The following is a 20,428-nucleotide window of genomic DNA, read 5'->3' on the forward strand; positions in this document are numbered from 1 at the left end:
CGCTCAACCTCTGGAAGTTATTCTGATACGATTTCAGCGTTTTTCAAGTCCAGGACTCCGGAAGATAACATAGTAATCCCCTTCACGTAATCCTGATGAGCATAGAGCAGGTCAGGAACCGCAAGGAATACCCAAGGTGCATCGTTCCAGATCATTTCCTGCGCCTCTGCATAATACTCTGCACGCTTATCATCATCGGCTGTATTTAATGCCTTCTGCAACAGCTCGTCTACCTGATCGTTCTTATAATAGGAAGTGTTATAAGACTCCGGCGGGAAAGATTCTGAGCTGAATAACGGACGAAGTCCCCAATCTGCATCGGCTGTTGAAGGAGACCATCCTCCGTTGTAAAGCTCGAGTTCCGTATCTTCCGGCTTCTCGACACCCCAGATGTTGTCTCCAAGTGTACCGCCTTCCATAGGGACGACGTTCAGCTTAATACCGACTTGGCTCAACTGCTGTTTATAGAACTGCATCATCTTCGTCTTGTCAGAACTTGTACCGCCCCAGATCGTCGTTTCAAATCCGTCCGGATAACCGGCTTCTGCAAGCAGCTCTTTCGCTTTCTCCGGATCATATTCATAGACTTCCTGACCAGAGTAGTGTTGTGTATCAGGTGCAATGGAAGACTCGGCAACAGTCGCATAGCCGTCATAGATGACATTGACATACGCTTCTTTGTCGATTGCATAGTTGATGGCTTGACGAACTTTTGGATCGTCAAACGGTTTCTTCATGGTATTCATAGAGAAATACTTAACGACAAGAGACGGCTTGTTCTCCACCGTTACACCTGCTTGATTCTCTAATGTATCCACCTGGCTTGTAGAAACAGGGAAGACGAAATCCGCTTCGCCTGTCTGAAGCATTGCGGAACGAGAGCCGCTTTCAGGAACCGGTTTGAATACAAGCTGGTCCACTTTGGGAACTTCCGGATCCCGGTAATCATCAAACTTCTCTACAGTCAGGTGATCCCCGCTCTTCCATTCTTTGAATTGGAACGGGCCTGTTCCTACAGGATTGCGGGCAATCTCCTCTTCGCTTTCTGAAATCGATTCCGGACTGATCATTGCTGCAGCCGGATGGGCGAAGTTGTTCGGCATGGCGCCGAACGGCTCTTTCAATGTAACTTTCACTTCGTATTCTCCGAGAACTTCTGTGCTGTCGACAAGCTCGAATAGAGAGCTTCTCCGCAACTGACTGTCAGGGTCGGCAAGCCGGTCGATATTCGCTTTGACCGCTTCCGCATTGAAAGGCGTACCGTCATGGAAAGTGATGCCTTCTTTCAGTTGGAAGGTAAACTCCGTAGAGTTCTCATTTGCTTCATAGCTTTCTGCTAATACCGGCACGATGTTCAAATCTTCATCGAACCCGAGCAACCCTTCGTACACAGCGGACTGCGCCGAATAGGACTGGTTGTCGTTCGTATCATGCGGATCCATGCTCGTGAAGTTGCCGTCTACGGCAATGGTCAAACCTTCTTCCTTAGAAGGCGCCTCCGCTTTTTTACTGCTGTCTGCTGTTCCATTCCCGTCTCCTTCTCCGTTACCGCATCCGGCGATAACAAGGACAAGGAGAAGGGAGAGAACCGGTAAAAAACGTGATAATTTCAATTTCTTTTCCCCTTTTCTCCGTTTTTTCTCTTGAATTCCTACTAACATCTTCCGTATAATTCGATAGTATGGAATCCATACCAGAATACTAGGATTTTAGTACAGAAAAATCTTTATGTCAAAGAAAATTTTATATAAATAGGAAGACAAAGGAGAAAAAATTACAAATGAGACCACTCATAGGCATATCAGGAAGTATTATAATCGACCAGGGCGGGCGGTTTCCAGGCTATGACCGCGCCTATGTTAACAACGATTACGTCCAGTCTGTCCTCCGCGCAGAAGGTATTCCATTCATCCTTCCCGTGCTGGAAGATGACGAAGCGGTTAAAGCACAGGCGCAGGCAATGGACGGCCTTATCCTTTCCGGGGGACACGATGTCCAGTCTCTTCTTTATCAGGAAGAGCCGTTACCGAAGCAGGGATCTCCCTTCCCTGAGCGGGACCATTCAGAGGGAGTGCTGGCAGTAGAAATGATCCGGCAGGGTAAACCTGTATTTGCCATCTGCAGAGGCGTGCAGCTTTTAAACGCTGTGTATGGAGGAAGTATGTATCAGGATACCTCCTATATGAAGGGAAATATTCTCAAACACGACCAGGTCCATACGCCCGCACAAGCGACGCATACAATACAAACAGAGCCGGAGAGCTTTATGCGTGAACACTTCGGTACAACGACGTTGACGAACTCCTTCCATCATCAAGCGATCAAAACGGTGGCGCCGGGATTTAAAGCAACCGCTTATGCGGCGGATGGCGTTATCGAAGCAATTGAAATGGAAGACACCACCGCTTTTGTCATCGGTGTACAATGGCACCCGGAAATGATGACAAAAAAACACGAGCGGATGCAGCGACTATTCGATCATTTTGTAAACCAAGCCTCCCTCACTAAACAACCGACACCGTAAATAAACGAAAAAATCCATACGCCCGGGCGGCGTATGGATTTTTTTCATTATACTTTGACACGTTTAATGAAGAAGGAAAGAATCAAACCTACCCCTGCAATAATCGTACCGAACCAGAAAGCACCTTGAACCCCTGAGGTGAAACCAAGGACCTGGTTCATCGGATCAGCCGGATTGTCGACCGTATTCATAAAACGGGCGGTTCCGGATGATAGAATAGAAATAGCAACCGCTGTTCCAATCGCACCGGAAACCTGCTGGAGCGTATTCATGATAGCTGTTCCATCCGGGTATAAATCAGCCGGCAGCTGGTTCAAACCATTGGTCTGAGCCGGCATCATAACCATGGAGACACCAATCATCATGACGATATGGAGGCCGATAATCCAAGCGGATGTCGTTTCCATATCGACAGTCGTAAACCCAAGCATTGCTGCGAGAATGATGACGAACCCTGGAATGACAAGGAACTTAGGACCGAACCGGTCGAATAATCCACCCATGATCGGAGAAATCAAACCATTGATAATTCCCCCAGGAAGCAGAAGCAGCCCTGCCGCAAACGTCGTCAATGCAAGGGAAGTCTGCAAATACAACGGAAGAAGAATCATAGATGATAGAATGACCATCATTGTAATGACAATAATAATCAAACCGACGGTGAACATCGGATAACGGAACGCACGCAAATCAAGGATCGGTTGTTCCAGTTTCAGTTGACGATGAATGAAGAATGCAAGCCCGATCGCTCCGACGATGAGCGGCAGGACAACGACCAAATGTCCCCATCCTTCGCTCGTGCTGCTGAAGCCATAGACGATTCCGCCGAATCCGAATGTAGAATAAACGATGGACAGAGCGTCAATTTTTGGCTTCGTTGGTTCTGTCACGTTCTGCATATAAACAAAACCGAACAAGAGCGCTGCGATTAATAGCGGAAGGGAGAACCAGAAAATCCAATGCCACGTGAAATTGTTAAGAATCAGTCCGGATAACGTCGGACCGACAGCAGGCGCAAACATGATCACCAACCCGATGACTCCCATAACTTTTCCGCGATTCTTCGGTGGAATGATGACAAGGATCGTGTTGAACATAAGCGGAAGCAGCAACGCCGTTCCAGCTGCCTGAACAACCCGTGCGATCATAAGAACTCCGAATACCGGGGCCAGTGCCGCAATTAATGTTCCTATAATCGACAGGATAAGAGATGCTGTGAAAAGCTGTCTCGTCGTAAACCATTGCAGGATCAAACCTGATATAGGAACAAGAATTCCTAGTGTCAACAGGTATCCAGTCGTTAACCAATGGACGGTCGTTTCCTGGATCCCGAATGTGGTAATTAAACTATTGAGCGCCATGTTAAGCGCCGTTTCACTGAACAGCCCCACAAAGCCTGCGACCACTAGTGAAATAATGATCGGCATCGGCTTTATGGCCTGTTTTGATGTATTCATTTCTTCCGATGCTGCTGCATCCATCTGCATTGCTTATCTCTCCTCTTTTTCTTTACTCAACAAATACGGCATTTGTCTGGCGATTGCTCGGAGCGGTTCTCCGTTAACCATCGTCTTCGCCAAAATAAACGCACCCTCAATCATGGCGTGGATGCTTATTCCCAAGTCTTCCGCACGCTCTTTACTGTAACCCGACGCTTCCAAAGCCTGCACATAGAAACGATTCCAATGTTGATAGGTCTGCTTGCATGCGAGCCTTAGGTTCTCATTGCAAATAGAAGTCTCTGAGGCAATCAGGCCGATGGGAACGCCCTCTCCAGGTTCCCCTCTTTCGAACATGTCGGCGATGTCCAGTATGTGCTGCTTCAAAGCTTCGCCGACATCCATTCCAGGCCTGAGGCTCTTCTCCAAGTCTTCCGCGACCGCAGTCCGCATCCGGGCAATGGCTTCCAATGCGATTTCTTCCTTCCCACCAGGGAAATGGTAGTACAAAGAACCTCTTGGAGCCCCACTTTCTTTTATGATCTGACTCAAACCTGTACCGTTATATCCTTGTATATGGAAAAGGTTGGATGATGTATTCAGAATGATTTCTTTCGTATCTGCATGCTTGCTCATTCTTACTCCTCCCTCAATAATTATGACGAACGGTCTATATAAATTTAATCGTATTTGAAGGCAAAGTCAATAAAAAAAGACCGTAACAAACGGTCATTTTAATCGATGGCTCTCAACACATCCAACAGCTGCTTTTTAAACCTTTTCCTGTCTACCTGCTCACAGACACGCACGTTCGGTGCCTTTCCGGAACGATTGTTAATATCGACAAGGCTGTATCCCCTCGTGAGCTCTCCTTTTGTTTCTATATCCACAAAATATTTATGCGACTTCGTCATCAATTCTTCGTCGGCTGCAACCGCCATAAGCAACGTATCCGGATGAGTCGTTCCTGTTAATCGGTGCACTTCTTTATTGAATTTCTTGACGACTTCGTTTATCTGCACGAAGAAGTCCGCCCCCTTCGTACCAAGCGCCGCTATCTCCTCATGATCGGAATCATCCATGATAGAATACTCCAAGCACATATCCCAGCCGACCATTGTAATGGGTATGCCTGAGTGAAGAACAATGCGCGCAGCTTCAGGGTCCACCCAAAAATTATATTCTGCTGCTGCTGTAATATTCCCAAGAGAATTATTTGTTCCTCCCATTATGTACAAGTGCGGGATCGCTTTAATAATGCTCGGATCCTTCTTGATCGCCAACGCAATATTCGTTAACGGCGCAATCGCAAGCAGTTCAATCTCGCCGGGGGAACGCTTCACCCGCTCAATAATGAAATCGACGGCATGTCCTTCCTCCGGCCGCTGCTCCGCTTTCGGAAAGTGCGCCCCGCCCATTCCATCTTCGCCATGTACATCCTCTACGGTGCGGTGACCAGCCTCCCCGTTCATTAAAAGCGGCCTCTCGCATCCCTTATAAACAGGAACATAGCGTCCGCCTCCGGACACCTCGATCGTATACAACGCATTTTCCACTTCCTGATCGAAGTCTACATTTCCTCCTGTAATGGTGACCCCTTCCACTTGAAAATTGTGAAGAGCCGTAAGAATAGCAATCGTGTCGTCTCCGGCTGTGTCTGTATCAATAATTACTTTTCTCATGAACAGTCCCCCAAGGTTTTCTTCTATGTACAACCTTTATTGTACACCAAATCCCCCTGACTTTTTCCAAAAAGCCGGGGTTCTTATAGATAAATCGGTGTACAATAATGATCGTATCCGGGCATGTCATTGCGAACCACCGCTTCATACATACGCTGGACGGCCAATGTGATGGAACCGGGTTCCCCTGTCCCCACCCTTCGTCGATCCACTTCAACCACCGGCTTAATACCGATGGCTGTACCTGTAAAGAAAACTTCATCAGCCCGGTACAGCTCGGCTCTCGCCAAACTCTGCTCTTTTACCTTGATCCCCATCTCCTTCCATAAAATCTCCATAACCGTAGCACGTGTAATTCCCGGTAAGATGTCATCCGCAACAGGAGGCGTCCATACACAGTCCCCTTGAACCACAAATATATTCTCTGTCGCCCCTTCACTCACGTTTCCGTCTTTCGTCAAAAAAATCGCCTCATCATATCCTTCTGCCAACGCTTGACTGACAGCAAGGGCTGAATTCAAGTATCCGGCCGTCGGCTTCGCCTGAGGGGGGATCATATTACTTCCAATCCTGTTCCAGGAAGAAACACAAGCTCTTAAAACCGGCTTCGGCTCATATTCCAAATAGCTTGTGAACACAGCCACTCGGTTGTTGACACCAGCTATATCCGGACGTAACATATCCGCCCCGTGGAAACAGAGCGGACGAATATAAACATCCTGTTTTACGTGATTAAGCACAAGCAGCTTCCTGACAATCGCGATCATTTCTGGTACGGCATATGGAATGGGAAGGAAGAGCAGTTTCCCGGATTTGTAAAAACGATCGATATGATCTGCCAACCGAAAAACATACAACTGCCGATGCTCCTCATTCCAAAAAGCCCGGATACCGTCAATGCATCCTAAACCATAATTCAGTCCTTTATTCCTGACATTCACCGTGGGAAGTGTCTCCTCTACAAAACGACCTTGATCAAACATAAATAGCATCTATCTCCACACCTTTACTATCAGCTCAGCAAAAGCCTGAGAATTGAAGTTGACGGATTAGTTTCGAGACATACTCTTCTTATATCTATCCTTTCCGGTCCTTTTTCAGAACCAGCCCCCCGACGCCTGTTATAAAGTCAGGATCTTTTGTACACTTTTTCCTTGCTTTACTTCATACATCAAATTGTCTGCTTCATTAATAACGGACAAGAGATCCTGCTCGCCTGCAGTGAAGCTGCACAATCCTATACTGACGTTTATACGCAGTTCTTGTTCATGAAAAAGGAGCGGTTCTTCCAAAGCAAGGTGGACCTTGCTGCGAACGTCATTCGTATCGGCATTCCCTTCATAAATGAGAATGAATTCATCTCCGCCGTACCGGTAAAGTGTACCTGCTTCATCCATAGTTTCGTGAAGAACAGCTACAAAATGTTTAAGGGCAGCATCCCCCGCCAAATGACCATGACGATCGTTGATTTGTTTGAAGTCATCCAAATCAAGAAAGAACAGGTGCATCCGTTCTCCTTTCTTAAGCTCCAATACATCTCTTTGGAGCGCTGAACGATTCAGAAGTCCTGTTAAATCGTCGGTCGTGACGAAACGCTGCGTCGTTTGAAGCGTATCCAACGTATCATTCACCCCGTTTGTGAATAACGCCAGTGACCCGGAGGAACGCATATGGGACCGTACGGACAGATCCCCTTCCTTGATAGATCGGAAAAGTCGTTTATGGTAATTCAAAAACCAGTGAATGAAGAAGTAGAATACAAAGAAATTGATTAAACCGAGCAGAAGGCCTGCTGTGATGGATGAGAATGTGAAGAACCATTGCAAATCCTGTGGAATCGGAATGACTTTGGGCATAAACTGCACAAACAGCCCTCCGATGATACAGCCGAGCACTAAGTAAAAAGCAAACATGATCCATAAATAGTTCCACTTCATCCTTTTCACCACCATGTCTTTATTCCTATATCGGCATCTTCCGAATAATATTATATACCCATGCCGGTTACAGAAGAAAACAATAAAAAGCACCTCCAAGCATATGGAGGTGCTTCCTATATTTCCAACGGAATCAAAACTGCCCGTTTAATTTAGGAAATAAACGCATGGCATTATTATAAAAGACGTTTTCTACATGAGCAGAAGGAAGAAAGGAACCGATGAATTCTGCGTACGGCTTCATCGGAGCGAGCGGCCAATCCGATCCGAACAACAGTTTCTCATAATGACCACAGTACGTAAGGGCGTGACGGACGTGGTCGAAATAATTATCTACCTGTTTCCCTGCAAGTACCGCTTTCGTGCCTACCACCCAGCCCGACAAATCCGCATACAAATTCGGATTCTTATAAACCAGTTCTGCCCCGGTCAGTACCCACGGATCACCAAGGTGAGCCATCATGAACTGGACATCTCTTCTCTGCACGGCCGTTTCATCAAGAGTCAGCGGGTGTGAGTATTTTAATAATCCTCTCTCTGAATACGTATCTCCTGTATGAAAAACTACCGGAACATCATAAGCCGCGGCCAGGTCATACACAGGTTGATAGACAGCGTCGTATGCATAGAAAGGATAATAGCCCAAATAGATTTTTATGCCAACCACGCGTGGTTCTTTCAAACGTTGTTCCAACTGGTCAAGAGCGGACGCATCGAGATGATAAGGATTTATCCCTGGACACTCCAAAACATTCGGAGGAAGCACTGGTTCCAAATCCAATGACATCGGCGTCTTTGTCCTGTGATCGGGAAACCCACCGGATTCTGATTCCGTCACCCCCATACCTATCGCATAGAGAGCATCGGCTTCTGCCATCTCTTTCTGTAGGCCGAGACCGGAATAATCGACATGGGAAAGCTCTTTTGCCGTTTGTTCAAAGCTCCGGATCGCTGAAAAGTGGATATGCGCATCAATAATCTGCATCGGCATTGTCCCTGAACGCTATTTTCGGAAACGAAGAACGATCTTTCGCTGCTATCTCCCCAAACATAAGCACAGAAGGATCGGTGGTCACCCTGCCCTTATCCGCCGCCCTCCAGCTCCTTTTCGCTGCTAATAGAAGCACCTCTTTATTCATATAAATATCCGCCCCTGACGCATCTTCCGGTATAACCATCGTCATCGAATTTCCAGTATCTTTCGAACCGATCCGTGCAATATCGGATACAGAGAGATCGAATTCCTCGACGCCTGCATAAAAGGTCTGCGGCGGACCATTCGTATCTATGACAGCATAACAGGAGTCCAGATTGTCCGATGGTTTCCAAAAGGATTCCATTGTCAGCTCATCTTCCGTAAATGTCCGACCAGAGTCTTGTTCTATATCGGCGTAGGCGGCTACCACCGGGACTTCCGGCAGTGTCAGCATATATTGATGAAGGGTGGTGCCCTTTCGCTCCTTATGCACCTGAAACGTAGTGCTTAAACAGATCCCTTCCCAAATGGATCCCTCCTGGTCTGTCCTCTTCACCTGCGTGACCCTTGTCTCTTCCTTTAATATTGAGAAAAGATTGACACCACGCAGGCTGTAGCGCAGTCCCCCTCCCCATGGATTCCACCAGGACTTCGGCTCGGCTTGAGGATATTGGTGGTGAAGGAACTCCCGTCCATCCACAACCAAGGAGAAAATGCCTGGGAAATAAGCAGAAGATGCCTTATAAGCCAGGACACCATTCTGTACAGTCCACACGCCGTCCTTTTCCGACACTTCGACTTGCTTCGCTCCCTTGACCAGTTCCACTTTATGAAATTCCGTCTCCCTGCCTGACGCCTGATAGAATCCTTTCACCTCATAAATGCCCGCCTGACGTGTTTGAAAGGAGAGGTCAGCCTCGTGCCTCTGATCCGCTTTGTCTATGGGTCTGCTTGCTATCTCCTGCCGTCGCTCCACTCGGAACGTTCCATCCAAATAAGAGTTCATCCGGGACTGCAATGTATAAACGACGTCTCCTCCTACCATTGCTGTCGAGTCTGCCTTCATATCAAATAAAGGTACAATCGGGAGGATCTTCCCAGTGCTTCCTTCCGAATACCGGCGCCATTCAAGCCAATCCCGATCTGTCTGAATGCCTATTTGAAGAGGTCCGATCCGGCACGCCTCACCGGGATGCAGCACGTCCGTATAAGACTCCAAACTGAATTTCCAATCATCCTTTCTTCCCTTCCAATCATCGGACCAGGCATAGCCTGTCGTTTCTCCTGTCCGAGGAGAAGTGAACAACCAGTTCTCAGAAAGATCTTTTATCGGAAGGTCATCGACGAAAGGCACGAGAGAATCATCAGCGGTTAGGGCACCATCAGCTACCGGCATCACCAACCCTTCGAACTTTGGATACACAGGCTGGAGTAGAGAGACAGCCTCCTTGGCTTCCAGTCCTTCATTAATTAATTCGTGATAGACTTTCACCAATCCATCCCCATGTAAATGCATGTACACATTCATCCGCAGCCCTGTCATACTGTCGGATATCATCGTTGTTTTCAGGACGATGCATTCCGGAAGCTCAATGAACTCGACATCATGAATCATTTTTTTCGAGAATTCTTCTGTGTAAGGGAGTCCCAGCTTTGGCGTCATCAGGACGACCGGCTCATTATCAGCGCCTGTCTTTCCGATTTCTACAATATGATTCCTCTTTTCCACTTTAAGGAAAAAAGGGCCGTTGTAGGCATACATATGTGTATCCGATTCCCCGCCGAATTTTGCCCCTTTTCCGGGAAAAGAAGCGTGGAGAAAGGAAGTGAACTTTAGACTTTCCCCATCAGGAGCTTCCATCGTCACATGGATGTTTCCTTCAAGACAGCCATTTCTTACAAGTCGGACAGGTACAGGAACAGAACAGCGGCCGTTCGCTTCCACAAACGTGCGGATTACCTTCTCCTCCCAGTCGATCAACGGCTGGTTCGGAAGGTGGATTGTCCAGTGGGAAGGCTCTTTCCATTCACTCTCTAAATCGAGATAAACGGTCTCTTCTTCCCCCGGCAGCCAATGGTCCTTAAGCGTCCGGACACGCACCCGGCCTGCTTTCACCGGAAAGAACCCCATCCGAAGCGGTGTCATACACCCATTTAATTCTATATCCATTCCGGCGACAGGGTGCGCCTGCCACGGGTTGGGAGCAACACCGGCCGCCTCGACGTCGAGCGGGACCGTTTCTTTCCACTCATCACTCACCTGTACATCCTTCTGCCATCCTTGCCGGACAGAGGTATCCCCGGCTCCACGCAAATGAACGGTGAGAGGCTCCGGATCATAATTCCGAATCCGGTATGTAATCGAACTGTCTCCTCCCTCCAGAACTCGAAAATCAGAGGCAGTCATTTCCACCAGTAAACGCTCTGTTTCCACCAGTCTGATTTTTCGCCCCGTCCGCTCAAATTGGACCCGTACATACGAGCCGTCTGCTTCCCACTTATATTCATAGCACGTATGTTTTCCCTCTTCGATGCCATCAGGTCTTACCTCAATGAGACGACTGCTCGTTTCGTACCAATCGTTCTTCTCGAAAAAGGGCTTCAGCATCTCCAACTGGAGGATGGACGGGAGGAAGTTCATCAAGTGAGTCGTATCATCCCTGTCCTCCCAAAAGAAACCGCACTTCTTGTACAACGGGACAGCTTTCGTATTTCCGGGCCATGTAAATAAGTCCAGTCGAGGCCAGCCGTAGGCAACGGTTTGGTCGATAGCTTTCTTCAGCAGCATCTTACCGATCTTCTTCCCATGATAATCGGGATGGACATTCAAGAGTGGGATATAGAGCGCTCCTTTGTCTTCTCTGTACTCGGATAGTCCGCAGTAACCGACGACTTCTTCCTCAATCACGGCAAGAAAAAGGTTGAGGTTCGAAGATTTCCCCTCTTTCTCCATCACATCTTCTTCCGTCGTTACAGCCGAATCTCCTCCCCATTCGTCTCTACTCTCATTCCACATCTTCGCAATCCCTGCGGCATAACGATCTTCATACTCCACGACTTTCACCTGATTTAGCGTCTGCATAACAGCATCCTCCATTTGGGAAAATTTACTTTTCTACCTATCAGTGTAGAAGTATCTAATAATAAAGTAAAGAATATTCCGTCAAATACACTCTTTAAACTGAACGGTGATTCATTTTATGGTAGACTATAGAGAAAAGGAGGCGGTCTTATGAAGATTGGAGACACATTCAGGAAAGAAAGAAGCTTTACGAAGGAGGAAGTGCTGGCTTTTGGTGAATTATCTAAAGACCAGGGAAGGCATCATCTGGAAGAGAACGAACAAGGACAGCTGATGGTCCACGGTTTACTGACTGCCAGCATCGGAACAGAAATCGGCGGCGACCTGAACTACATAGCGAGGAATATGGACAGCGAATTTCTGCGGCCCGTTTTCACAGGAGATCTCATTACGTGCGAAGTCATGGTGACAGATGTCGAAGTGCTTGACCAAAAGACAAGAGTGGCGATGTCGTCCGTTTATCGTAATCAAAAAGGAAAAGAAGTACTCGTGGGTTCCAGTAATGGAGTCATACTGAATCAGGCATAAAAAATAACAGCACGATATACGTGCTGTTATCCCTCAATTTTAGCGGAAGCGACACCAAGCAGAATGCCGAGGACAGCTCCTCCAAGCACCTCGACCGGCTGATGACCGAGGAGTTCCTTCAATTCTTTATCCCGTTCGACGAATTCAAGACTTGGGAAATCCCCGGAAAGCTGGGCGACGTTATCCTCGAGGTCATTGACAAGCTGGGCAATCTCTCCGGTATGACGCCTGATCCCTTGAGCATCATACATGACGATGACACCGAAGATTGTCGCGAGCGCCGTCTCCGTATGTCTCGAACCGCGGTTGGATGCGATATAAGAAGCAAGTGCCGCCACTCCGGCAGAGTGGGAACTCGGCATCCCCCCTGTCGTAGCGACCTGTTTCCAATCCCACTTCCCTGTCAGGCGCTTATGTGTCAATATCTTCAACCCTTGAGCAATTCCAATAGCTGAAAGGGCTGTAACGATTCCCCTGTTCATTTTCTGCATGATCGTCCTCCTTCACAAATACCACTCTTCTTTTCATTACCCGAAGCACAAAGTTTTATGCAGCAGACTCCCACTTTTTCATTAGAAAAGCCTGCTCCGGGGAGCAGGCTCTTTTGTTTCAGTGAATCGTATTCATTTCATAAATCTGCATGGATTTAATGGTGACCTCTCCATCTTTACTGTACATTTCCAATCCGTTGCTTTCCATGAACGGGAAGATCCGGTTCGTCATAACCTGCCGTCCGCCATTTGCGAATAGTTCCACAGAGGAACGATCGACAAACAAATGAAGCTTCACTGTTCCATTCTCTGCAGAAGAAGGAGCACGGTACACCCCGGGGAAGTTTTCATGGAAGTCTGTTTTCCCTGAATCCGCACGGTCTGTGAATACAAGATCATTTTTCGCATCGTAACCGACGATAGTGCCTTCTTTCAAATCATCCGAGTTGCGGACCCGGAATCCAAACTCTCCAGCAGACCCGACTTCAAATTCCGCTACGATTTCATACGTCTGGGATTCTATATCAGACAGAGGTTTCGCTCCACCCAATGTCTCATCCGTCGTTTCGTATAAAAGATCCCCACGCAGCTGCTCCAATTCCGGAGCCGGCTGTTGGACAAGCTGCACCTCATCATTCTTATCTTTCGTAAGCGTCACTTCTCGAGGAATGGACATCGCTCCGCGCCACGGGTCGGTCGGAATATCTGCCGCATACTCCCAGTTGCTCATCCAGGCCATCCAAACGGTGCGGTCGTCCATGCCGTTAAAGGCTTGGGCAGCGTAAAAGTCCTTGCCGAAGTCAACCCAGTTAATGTCGTCCGTCTTCTCCTGACGAATGAACTCTTTCCCGTTAAAGTCACCGAGGAAGTACTGCCCTCCTGATCCACCGGCGATGCTGCCGGGATTCATATCCACCTGAAGGACCCAGCGGGTGTCCTCTTCGTTACCGTCGACGGGCAGCTCGAACAGTTCCGGGGTTTCCCAGACACCGTCCTGGGCGCCGACATTCCCGAACTCGCTCAGGTACTCCCAGTCCACCAGGTTTTTAGATCCATAGAACATCACTTTCTTGCCGGCGGCAAGCAGCATGATATACTGCTCTGATTCTTCGTGCCAAACGACCTTCGGATCACGGAAATCCTCTATACCAGGGTTCGGGACGACTGGATTCCCCTCGTACTTCGTCCATGTTCTGCCTTTATCCGTACTGTAGGCGATACGTTGATCCTGCACGTCTCCTGCACTGGTGTAAAAAGCGATTAAACCGCCTTCTCCATCCGGGAAAAGTCCACTCTTATTGTTTTCATCAGCGATAATACTGCCCGAGAAAATCATTCCATTCTCATCAGGCGTCATCGCCACTTCTTCTTCTTTCCAATGGACAAGGTCTTTACTTGTCGCATGGCCCCAGCTCATATTACCGAACTGGTCCCCTTCCGGATTGTACTGATAGAAAAGGTGGTATTCCCCTTCATAATAAACCATTCCATTCGGGTCATTCATCCAGTTCTCTGCCGGAGTATAATGGAATTGAGGGCGGAATGATTGATCATATTCAGCTGGTATCTCCTGATTTCCAACTGGATTTTCCTGATTTTCCGATAGATCCTTGTTCCCCTCAGAGGAGATGTTGGCGATGAGATAGATGAGAAGGGCAATCAATAGAAGGACGATTCCTCCAAGTAAGGTGAATCGCATTTGTTTCGACATGTTAAACCTCCTGCCTTATTGTCAGACGTAACTTTAAATAAAGCCTCTCCACCTTAGTGAAGAGGCTCTATTTATGCTTTCAGACTGTTATCCGTTATGCTTTGGACCTTTTCCTTTGTGCTTCCCATTTCCTTTTTCATCCGAGATGACTCCAGGATCAAGGATGTCTTTGATTTTCGTCTTCTTACCACTCAACTGCAGCTCTACGGTCGGTGCCAAAGTCCCGCCGAAGTGATCGAACTGGTAAGCTTCGGACTGGCTGCCGATTTCATCGATGGTCAAGCCGTCCAAGTCCGCGAAGTTTGCGAAGCTGATGACTTTCCCGTCCGGCATTACGGTCCAGGAGTATGTCTGGTAAGGTTCATCTGCCGGGTTGGTCAACACGAGTCCACTTTCATTAAGCGGTTCGTAATCCCCTTGCAGGTCTTTGGCATAAAAGCCGTACAGGCCATCTTCTCCGCTGATTCCCGGAGCGAACTTATTCGTATGAGTGCTTGTGAACAAGTAATATTTTCCGCCTTTAACAACGATGTGCGGACGTTCCAGCTCCTGGTTGACCTCTTCTGCCTCCAGAAGTGGATCCTGTGCCTTGAATTCCGTTAATTCGTCGTTTTGTGCTTTAGCAATTCCGATGCTTCCGTTATAAAGAGTCGATTCGGACTGCTCTTTTCCGTCTTTCTCAGCGCGCTCTGCAGGAGTTCCACCGGAGTTCGCTTCAAAGAGAATATACTCTTCCTCTGTCTTAGGATCCTGGAAGAACCATGGATCACGGAAAGTATAAGCGATGTCTCCCTCTTCGGACTGTTCCATCGTCTGGTACGTTTCGCCATCCGGCTCGAGAATGACTTCATGGTCGGACCAGTTATCGAAAGAAATCTTTCCATATCTGGACTTGATATCTGCGGAAGCCGTCGCCAGTCTTTGCTCATACGACAATTTCTCTTCGCCTTTGCGTCCTGTCGCTGTATAGAACATGTGAAGCTCTCCGTCATCTACCATAGCAGAGCCGGCCCATTGACGGGAACCCAGTGCTTCACCGTCTTCAAAGACTTTACCGCCAAGCTCCCAGTCTCCTCCATCTTCACGATAGAAGTAACGGATTTCAGCAATGTCATGGCGCTTGCCAGGAAGGACATCCGCCGGTGCAGTCAGGGAGAAAATAATTTCCTTTCCATCGATTTTCGCAATGGATCCGTCACGTTCTCTCAGCGGCCATGTGTCCCAAATATGAAGGTCCGGAGCGATTTTCTTTATTTCTTTCAAATCGATTTCGTCGACCGTGTTATCCTTGGTACGCTTGAATTTATCTGCGTCTTCAGCAGACCATTCCGGTGTCTGCTCTTTCTCTTCGTTCTCGTCTTCCTCTTTGTTATCCGGGTACTGGATCTGCCCGTCTTCCAATTCGCCAACGATCTTTGTTTCGTCACCATCCAGATCCAATTGCAATGTAGGAGCAAAGGATCCTCCTACTTGATCTTCTCCGTTCTCATCCTTGTATTCATTCACGAATGAAATGACGTTCTCATTCGGAAGAACGGCCCAGGAGTATGCTTGGAATGGGTCATCTTCCGGATTCGCTACAACCAAACCGTTGTCATTAAGCGGTTTGTAATCCCCACGCAGGGAGTCATTAACAAAACCGTAAAGTCCGTCCGGCCCTTCCAGTCCAGGAGCGAAGGTGAATTTGTGACTGATGGTAAACAAATAATAATTGCCGTCTTTATAAACTAAGTGTGGTCTTTCCAACTGTTGGTTTACACAATCTGCTTCCAACAGTGGAGGCAGCAGTTCAAAATCACTTAAATCTCCGTCATCAGCAACGGCGATTCCCACGTTCCCATTATAATCTTCCGCACCTTCCGGAACATCATGATTCTTCTGGAAGGATGTACTTCCGATATCTCCAGCTTCACATGCTTTTTCCGTACCTCCGGAATTTCCTTCGAACAACAGATATTCTTTGCCGGATTTCGGATCTTTGAAGAACCATGGATCACGGAAAGAGTAGATGATATCTCCTGTCTTCTGTTCCTGTGTTTCATAATACTTTCCATCTGCTTCCAGCAGAATTTCATGCTTTCCGGAAGGGTTCGCTTCCACCCCGTTCTCATCTGTGTCGAAAGTCAACGTCGTACGAGCCAACCTCTGCTCATATGTAGTTTCCTCATCAGACTTTCTTCCAGTTGCTGTGTAGAACAAGTTGACCTTTCCGTCTTTCTCCATCATTGCAGATCCAGCCCATTGGCGGGAGCCGTATGCTTTGTCAGGATCATAAGCAAGGCCGCCAAGTTTCCAATCCTTGCCGTCTTTAGAGTAGAAGTAACGGATCTTCGCAACATCGTGACGTCCGTTCCATGTATAATCTTTCGAAGCCGTCAAAGCAAAAATGATTTTGTAGCCGTCGATTTCAGCCAGTGAACCATCGCGGTTCCTCAACGGCCATGTATCCCAAATCCAATAATCTGGTGCTACGTCCTTGAAGTTATCAATATTTTCCGGTGTATTTTCAGGCGTATTCTTATAGTTTTGCGCCATTTCTCTTGTCCAGTTTGCTGTATCATCCTGCTCTTTGGCAGAGACCTCTGTCTGTAACCCCACGAACAGACCGAGAAGCATGGTCAAGATCACACCGACTTTCGAATATGTCATTCCTTGTGAATGCATTCGAACATCCCCTCCTCAACAATTCTCGAAAAAGTTTTTTTACGTCCTCATATTACGGATTGTAATATAGTTGCGCAAACCCATAATCAAGACAGTCCGTATGGATTATGTCCGTTGACAAACCAAGGATGAAACCCTTTACTTTTCAATTGCAAACGGTTTTATGACAAAGTGAAAAAATTACCTGCGATCTATAATTGTAAAAAATTTATAGGGAATCGTTCACACATCGCTGTAAGTTTGTGGATGTTATGTAACAAGAGGAGGATAAGCTCGTTACATTGCGTCAAAACACCTGTTACATGATTGTAAAAAAACAGTCGGTAAAGAGGTTTTCACTCCTCTTCCGACTGCTTGTATCAACTTTCCTTCAACTCTCTGCGAATGAGATATAAGAAATATGGGACACCGATAATTGCCGTCAAAATACCAGCAGGAATTTCAATCGGCGGACGTATGGTCCTGCCTGCCGTATCTGCGACAACCAAAAGGATCGAGCCTAGTATCATGGATCCGGGAAGAAGATATTGGTGTCTTGATCCGAAGATCCCTCGTGCCATATGGGGAGCGACCAGACCGATAAAACCGATGGCGCCGATCGTTGCAACGGCCGCCCCTGCCAATGCCACTGCAAGTGTTAACAATAATAAACGCGTAGATCGGACGTTCATACCCAAACCGATAGACGCTTCTTCGTTCAGGCTGAGAATATCGAGCCTGCGATAAAGAAGGAGACAGGTTGGCAGCAGGACGGTCATCCAGGGAAGGAGACCATATACATCATCCCACCCTTTCCCCCATAAACTCCCGGCCAGCCACACAAGGGATTCATTCGCTTCCATCGGGTATTTTGTCAGAATATACTCTGTCAATGCCTGGAATCCCGCACCCAGACCTATTCCAATCAATGCAAGCGTTGCTGGGTTCATCCCCGATTTCCTCGCTAACGCTACAAGCAGGACGGCAACGAGCGCAGCTCCGAAAAAAGCGGCTGCCGGCAGGAGACCGATCGGTGCCTGTGGGAGCAGTATAAGAACAATGACAGCGAATAAACCGGCACCATTTGTCAATCCGACGACGTCCGGCGAGATGAGCGGGTTGCGGATCACTCCTTGGAGAATTGCTCCGGAAACAGCAAGTCCTGCACCTCCCAAAACAGCGATAACCGTCCGAGGCATGCGAAGATTATTAATCAAAAAGGAGAGCTGTTGATTCTCTTCTGTCCAAATGGCCAACGTTTCTCCGGGTGTAACATATACCGTTCCGAATCCAAGAGATAAGAAGGCGATCCCTGCTAGAAGGATGGTAAGAAAGACAAGTATCGCCTTCGACTTATAATCCCGACTTCTTTGTTGTTTCCTATTCATTGTTCCTCTCCTTTCCCGGCATTGTTTCTTGCGAGATACAGGAAGAACGGAGTTCCGATCAGCGCTGTTACAATCCCTACGGGTGATTCATAAGGATACGCGACGTACCGTGAGACGACATCCGCATACAAAAGCAGCACCGCTCCGGCAAGCGCGGAAACCGGTATTAAAATCCGATGGTCCTCGCCAACCAGCTTCCTGGTAATGTGGGGAACCATCAGTCCGATGAATCCGATTGCGCCTGCCACCGCTACCGCAGATCCTGCGAGCAGGATGACGGCGATACTCGCTGTGATTCTAATCCGTTTCATTCCTTGTCCCAGCCCGATTGCCACTTCTTCTCCAAGTTGAAAGATCGACAGGGAGCGTGACAGAAGAAACGCTGCGACAAGACCGATGATCGACCATGGCAGGATCACGCGGACGTCTCCCCAGGATGCTCCGCTGATGGAACCGGACAGCCAGGAGAGTACATCGGATATCTCCTCATTGAAAATAATCAACCCTTTCGTCATGGAAGAGAACAGCAGGTGAACAGCCATACCTACAAGAGCAATCTTGACATTGGTCATCCCCCGGGAAGAAGAAAAGGAAAAGACGACGAAACCTCCGAACAAGGCACCTGCGAAGGCAAAATAAACGAGGTTTGTGCTTCCGATCGACGGAAGGAAAACGATGGAGGCCACAACGACAAGCGATGCTCCGGCGTTTACACCGAACACTTGTGGAGATGCCAGCGGATTTCTCGTAATCGCCTGCATAATGACACCTGCTACAGCCAGGTTCGCTCCGAGCACGACGCTGAGTACCGCTCTCGGAAACCTGAGCGTCTGGAAAACGAGCAGCTCTTTCGTTTCCTCCCCCTGCCACCATTGCTTTATTATCGTTCCGGCATCAATTTTCGTAAGTCCAGTGAATAAACTGAGCGCTACTCCTCCAATCAAAAGGACAAGCAATAGCCCTACCGTCAGGCTGACTCTCTTTCCGGACGGGCGGTCATGGATACCTTCCATGTTCCATTCCTCCAATCTATACAAAGAAAAAAGCCAGACACAACATCTGGCTTTCCTCCCGCTGCCTATTTGTCATACAGGATTTCCGTCGCTTCATCTACAATCCGTTCCGCTGACTTTAAGCCTCGATAGCGCGTCCATAAAGCACGATCGACTTCGTAGATTTCTCCGTTCTTCACGGCCGTGATGTTGTTCCATAGCGGGTTCTGCTTCCACTCTTCCAGAAGCGCTTCATCTGCTTCCACCAGGAAGATGACATCCGGATCCCATTCCACCATCTGTTCCAGAGTGATTTTCACTGTCGGTTCCTTGGCATCTTTGATGGCGTTCGGAATACCGACCTGACTCAAGAGCTGGCCGTCAAAGGATTCCGCCCCGTGCGCACTCAAAGAATCAGAACGGAAGACGCCGAGCATAATTTCCCTGTCTTCGTCCGGATCGACTTCTGATTTATAGCTCTCAATCGTCTTCTTATGCTCCTCGAGACGTTCCTCTGCTTCCTTCTCTTTGCCTACAGCTTTACCGATTGTTGAGAACGATTCCAGATTCTCTTCATATGTAGAGTTCCTGCTCTTTAACACAATCGTCGGTGCAATTTCCTGCAGCTGATCGTATATCGCGGAGTGACGATTCTCATCGGCGATAATCAAGTCCGGCTGCAGCGAAGCGATCACTTCCAAACTTGGCTGCTGTCTAGTTCCGACAGATGTATAGTCGATTTTCTCACCAAGCAAACCTTCCACATCGTCATCGTTCTCATGAGCGATTCCAACCGGTGTAATACCAAGCTCCCATAAGCTGTCGACGAAGGAAAATTCGAGAGCAACTACACGCTCTGGAGTTCCTTCTATCTCCGTCTTTCCCAGCTGATGTTCAATCGTTCTTGTGTCTTCCTTCGAATCTCCTTGATCTTCCTGATTTGCGGATTCAGCGCCGCATCCAGCAAGAACAAAACCGGCGATACATAAAATAGTAACTAACCAAAACTTCGTTGCTTTCACTTTGACTACCTCC

Annotated in this window: 16 protein-coding genes; 2 read left to right on the forward strand and 14 right to left on the reverse strand. The window is 47.9% G+C overall.

The window, feature by feature from the left end; translation table 11 throughout:
- Nucleotides 1–17 precede the first annotated feature (17 nt).
- Nucleotides 18–1,613, reverse strand: a complete 1,596-nt coding sequence (locus AXG56_RS16220) for a glutathione ABC transporter substrate-binding protein (protein WP_026578700.1) — start codon at nt 1,611–1,613, stop codon at nt 18–20.
- Nucleotides 1,614–1,780: 167 nt separating this feature from the next.
- On the opposite strand from AXG56_RS16220, the gene AXG56_RS16225 reads away from it, so the two are divergent.
- Nucleotides 1,781–2,524: a gamma-glutamyl-gamma-aminobutyrate hydrolase family protein gene (locus AXG56_RS16225; RefSeq protein ID WP_026578701.1), complete on the forward strand. Its 744-nt coding sequence runs from the start codon at nt 1,781–1,783 to the stop codon at nt 2,522–2,524.
- A gap of 47 nt (nt 2,525–2,571) precedes the next feature.
- Here AXG56_RS16225 and AXG56_RS16230 read toward each other — a convergent pair whose 3' ends face one another.
- From AXG56_RS16230 to AXG56_RS16260, 7 genes are all read right to left on the reverse strand, one after another.
- Nucleotides 2,572–3,981, reverse strand: coding sequence for a DHA2 family efflux MFS transporter permease subunit (locus tag AXG56_RS16230; protein WP_026578702.1), 1,410 nt, complete (start codon nt 3,979–3,981; stop codon nt 2,572–2,574).
- 33 nt (nt 3,982–4,014) lie between these two features.
- Nucleotides 4,015–4,599: a TetR/AcrR family transcriptional regulator gene (locus tag AXG56_RS16235; protein ID WP_008633966.1), complete on the reverse strand. Its 585-nt coding sequence runs from the start codon at nt 4,597–4,599 to the stop codon at nt 4,015–4,017.
- 98 nt (nt 4,600–4,697) lie between these two features.
- Nucleotides 4,698–5,645, reverse strand: a complete 948-nt coding sequence (locus tag AXG56_RS16240) for a nucleoside hydrolase (RefSeq protein ID WP_062515460.1) — start codon at nt 5,643–5,645, stop codon at nt 4,698–4,700.
- Between the two features lie 83 nt (nt 5,646–5,728).
- Nucleotides 5,729–6,637 carry a branched-chain amino acid transaminase gene (locus tag AXG56_RS16245; protein ID WP_062515462.1) on the reverse strand — a complete coding sequence of 303 codons (909 nt, stop codon included), beginning with the start codon at nt 6,635–6,637 and terminating at the stop codon, nt 5,729–5,731.
- A gap of 129 nt (nt 6,638–6,766) precedes the next feature.
- Nucleotides 6,767–7,582, reverse strand: coding sequence for a GGDEF domain-containing protein (locus AXG56_RS16250; RefSeq protein WP_008633973.1), 816 nt, complete (start codon nt 7,580–7,582; stop codon nt 6,767–6,769).
- 133 nt (nt 7,583–7,715) lie between these two features.
- A complete protein-coding gene (locus AXG56_RS16255; protein ID WP_008633974.1) occupies nt 7,716–8,567 on the reverse strand; it encodes an amidohydrolase family protein in 852 nt (283 codons plus the stop codon).
- Nucleotides 8,554–11,640, reverse strand: a complete 3,087-nt coding sequence (locus tag AXG56_RS16260) for a GNAT family N-acetyltransferase (protein ID WP_062515465.1) — start codon at nt 11,638–11,640, stop codon at nt 8,554–8,556. The genes AXG56_RS16255 and AXG56_RS16260 overlap by 14 nt, the downstream gene beginning before the upstream one ends.
- A 150-nt stretch (nt 11,641–11,790) precedes the next feature.
- On the opposite strand from AXG56_RS16260, the gene AXG56_RS16265 reads away from it, so the two are divergent.
- On the forward strand, nt 11,791–12,168 hold the full coding sequence (locus AXG56_RS16265) for a MaoC domain-containing protein dehydratase (RefSeq protein ID WP_008633978.1): 378 nt from the start codon (nt 11,791–11,793) through the stop codon (nt 12,166–12,168).
- 26 nt (nt 12,169–12,194) lie between these two features.
- Here AXG56_RS16265 and AXG56_RS16270 read toward each other — a convergent pair whose 3' ends face one another.
- The 6 genes from AXG56_RS16270 to AXG56_RS16295 form a co-directional block, all read right to left on the reverse strand.
- Complete coding sequence (locus tag AXG56_RS16270; protein ID WP_008633981.1) at nt 12,195–12,659, reverse strand: divergent PAP2 family protein; 465 nt, start codon at nt 12,657–12,659, stop codon at nt 12,195–12,197.
- A 118-nt stretch (nt 12,660–12,777) separates the two neighbouring features.
- Nucleotides 12,778–14,370 carry a glycoside hydrolase family 32 protein gene (locus AXG56_RS16275; protein ID WP_062515467.1) on the reverse strand — a complete coding sequence of 531 codons (1,593 nt, stop codon included), beginning with the start codon at nt 14,368–14,370 and terminating at the stop codon, nt 12,778–12,780.
- Between the two features lie 87 nt (nt 14,371–14,457).
- A complete protein-coding gene (locus AXG56_RS19795) occupies nt 14,458–17,034 on the reverse strand; it encodes a glycoside hydrolase family 68 protein (RefSeq protein ID WP_008633986.1) in 2,577 nt (858 codons plus the stop codon).
- A 359-nt stretch (nt 17,035–17,393) separates the two neighbouring features.
- Nucleotides 17,394–18,401, reverse strand: coding sequence for an iron ABC transporter permease (locus tag AXG56_RS16285; RefSeq protein WP_062515469.1), 1,008 nt, complete (start codon nt 18,399–18,401; stop codon nt 17,394–17,396).
- Nucleotides 18,398–19,414: an iron ABC transporter permease gene (locus AXG56_RS16290; protein WP_026578708.1), complete on the reverse strand. Its 1,017-nt coding sequence runs from the start codon at nt 19,412–19,414 to the stop codon at nt 18,398–18,400. Before AXG56_RS16290 ends, AXG56_RS16285 begins: the two co-directional genes overlap by 4 nt.
- A 65-nt stretch (nt 19,415–19,479) precedes the next feature.
- The gene (locus AXG56_RS16295; protein WP_235601519.1) at nt 19,480–20,415 is read right to left on the reverse strand and encodes a Fe(3+) dicitrate ABC transporter substrate-binding protein; all 936 of its coding nucleotides are present in this window, start codon (nt 20,413–20,415) and stop codon (nt 19,480–19,482) included.
- Between the last annotated feature and the right edge of the window lie 13 nt (nt 20,416–20,428).

Source organism: Halobacillus sp. KGW1 (genome assembly GCF_001592845.1).
Classification (GTDB): Bacteria; Bacillota; Bacilli; order Bacillales; family Halobacillaceae; genus Halobacillus.

What these genes read in the sequence shown, in the direction of transcription:
- AXG56_RS16225 (WP_026578701.1), top strand. Translation starts at nt 1,781, where the DNA reads ATGAGACCACTCATAGGCATATCAGGAAGTATTATAATCGACCAGGGC.
- AXG56_RS16230 (WP_026578702.1), bottom strand. Translation starts at nt 3,981, where the DNA reads ATGAATACATCAAAACAGGCCATAAAGCCGATGCCGATCATTATTTCA.
- AXG56_RS16235 (WP_008633966.1), bottom strand. Translation starts at nt 4,599, where the DNA reads ATGAGCAAGCATGCAGATACGAAAGAAATCATTCTGAATACATCATCC.
- AXG56_RS16240 (WP_062515460.1), bottom strand. Translation starts at nt 5,645, where the DNA reads ATGAGAAAAGTAATTATTGATACAGACACAGCCGGAGACGACACGATT.
- AXG56_RS16245 (WP_062515462.1), bottom strand. Translation starts at nt 6,637, where the DNA reads ATGCTATTTATGTTTGATCAAGGTCGTTTTGTAGAGGAGACACTTCCC.
- AXG56_RS16250 (WP_008633973.1), bottom strand. Translation starts at nt 7,582, where the DNA reads ATGAAGTGGAACTATTTATGGATCATGTTTGCTTTTTACTTAGTGCTC.
- AXG56_RS16255 (WP_008633974.1), bottom strand. Translation starts at nt 8,567, where the DNA reads ATGCAGATTATTGATGCGCATATCCACTTTTCAGCGATCCGGAGCTTT.
- AXG56_RS16260 (WP_062515465.1), bottom strand. Translation starts at nt 11,640, where the DNA reads ATGCAGACGCTAAATCAGGTGAAAGTCGTGGAGTATGAAGATCGTTAT.
- AXG56_RS16265 (WP_008633978.1), top strand. Translation starts at nt 11,791, where the DNA reads ATGAAGATTGGAGACACATTCAGGAAAGAAAGAAGCTTTACGAAGGAG.
- AXG56_RS16270 (WP_008633981.1), bottom strand. Translation starts at nt 12,659, where the DNA reads ATGCAGAAAATGAACAGGGGAATCGTTACAGCCCTTTCAGCTATTGGA.
- AXG56_RS16275 (WP_062515467.1), bottom strand. Translation starts at nt 14,370, where the DNA reads ATGTCGAAACAAATGCGATTCACCTTACTTGGAGGAATCGTCCTTCTA.
- AXG56_RS19795 (WP_008633986.1), bottom strand. Translation starts at nt 17,034, where the DNA reads ATGCATTCACAAGGAATGACATATTCGAAAGTCGGTGTGATCTTGACC.
- AXG56_RS16285 (WP_062515469.1), bottom strand. Translation starts at nt 18,401, where the DNA reads ATGAATAGGAAACAACAAAGAAGTCGGGATTATAAGTCGAAGGCGATA.
- AXG56_RS16290 (WP_026578708.1), bottom strand. Translation starts at nt 19,414, where the DNA reads ATGGAAGGTATCCATGACCGCCCGTCCGGAAAGAGAGTCAGCCTGACG.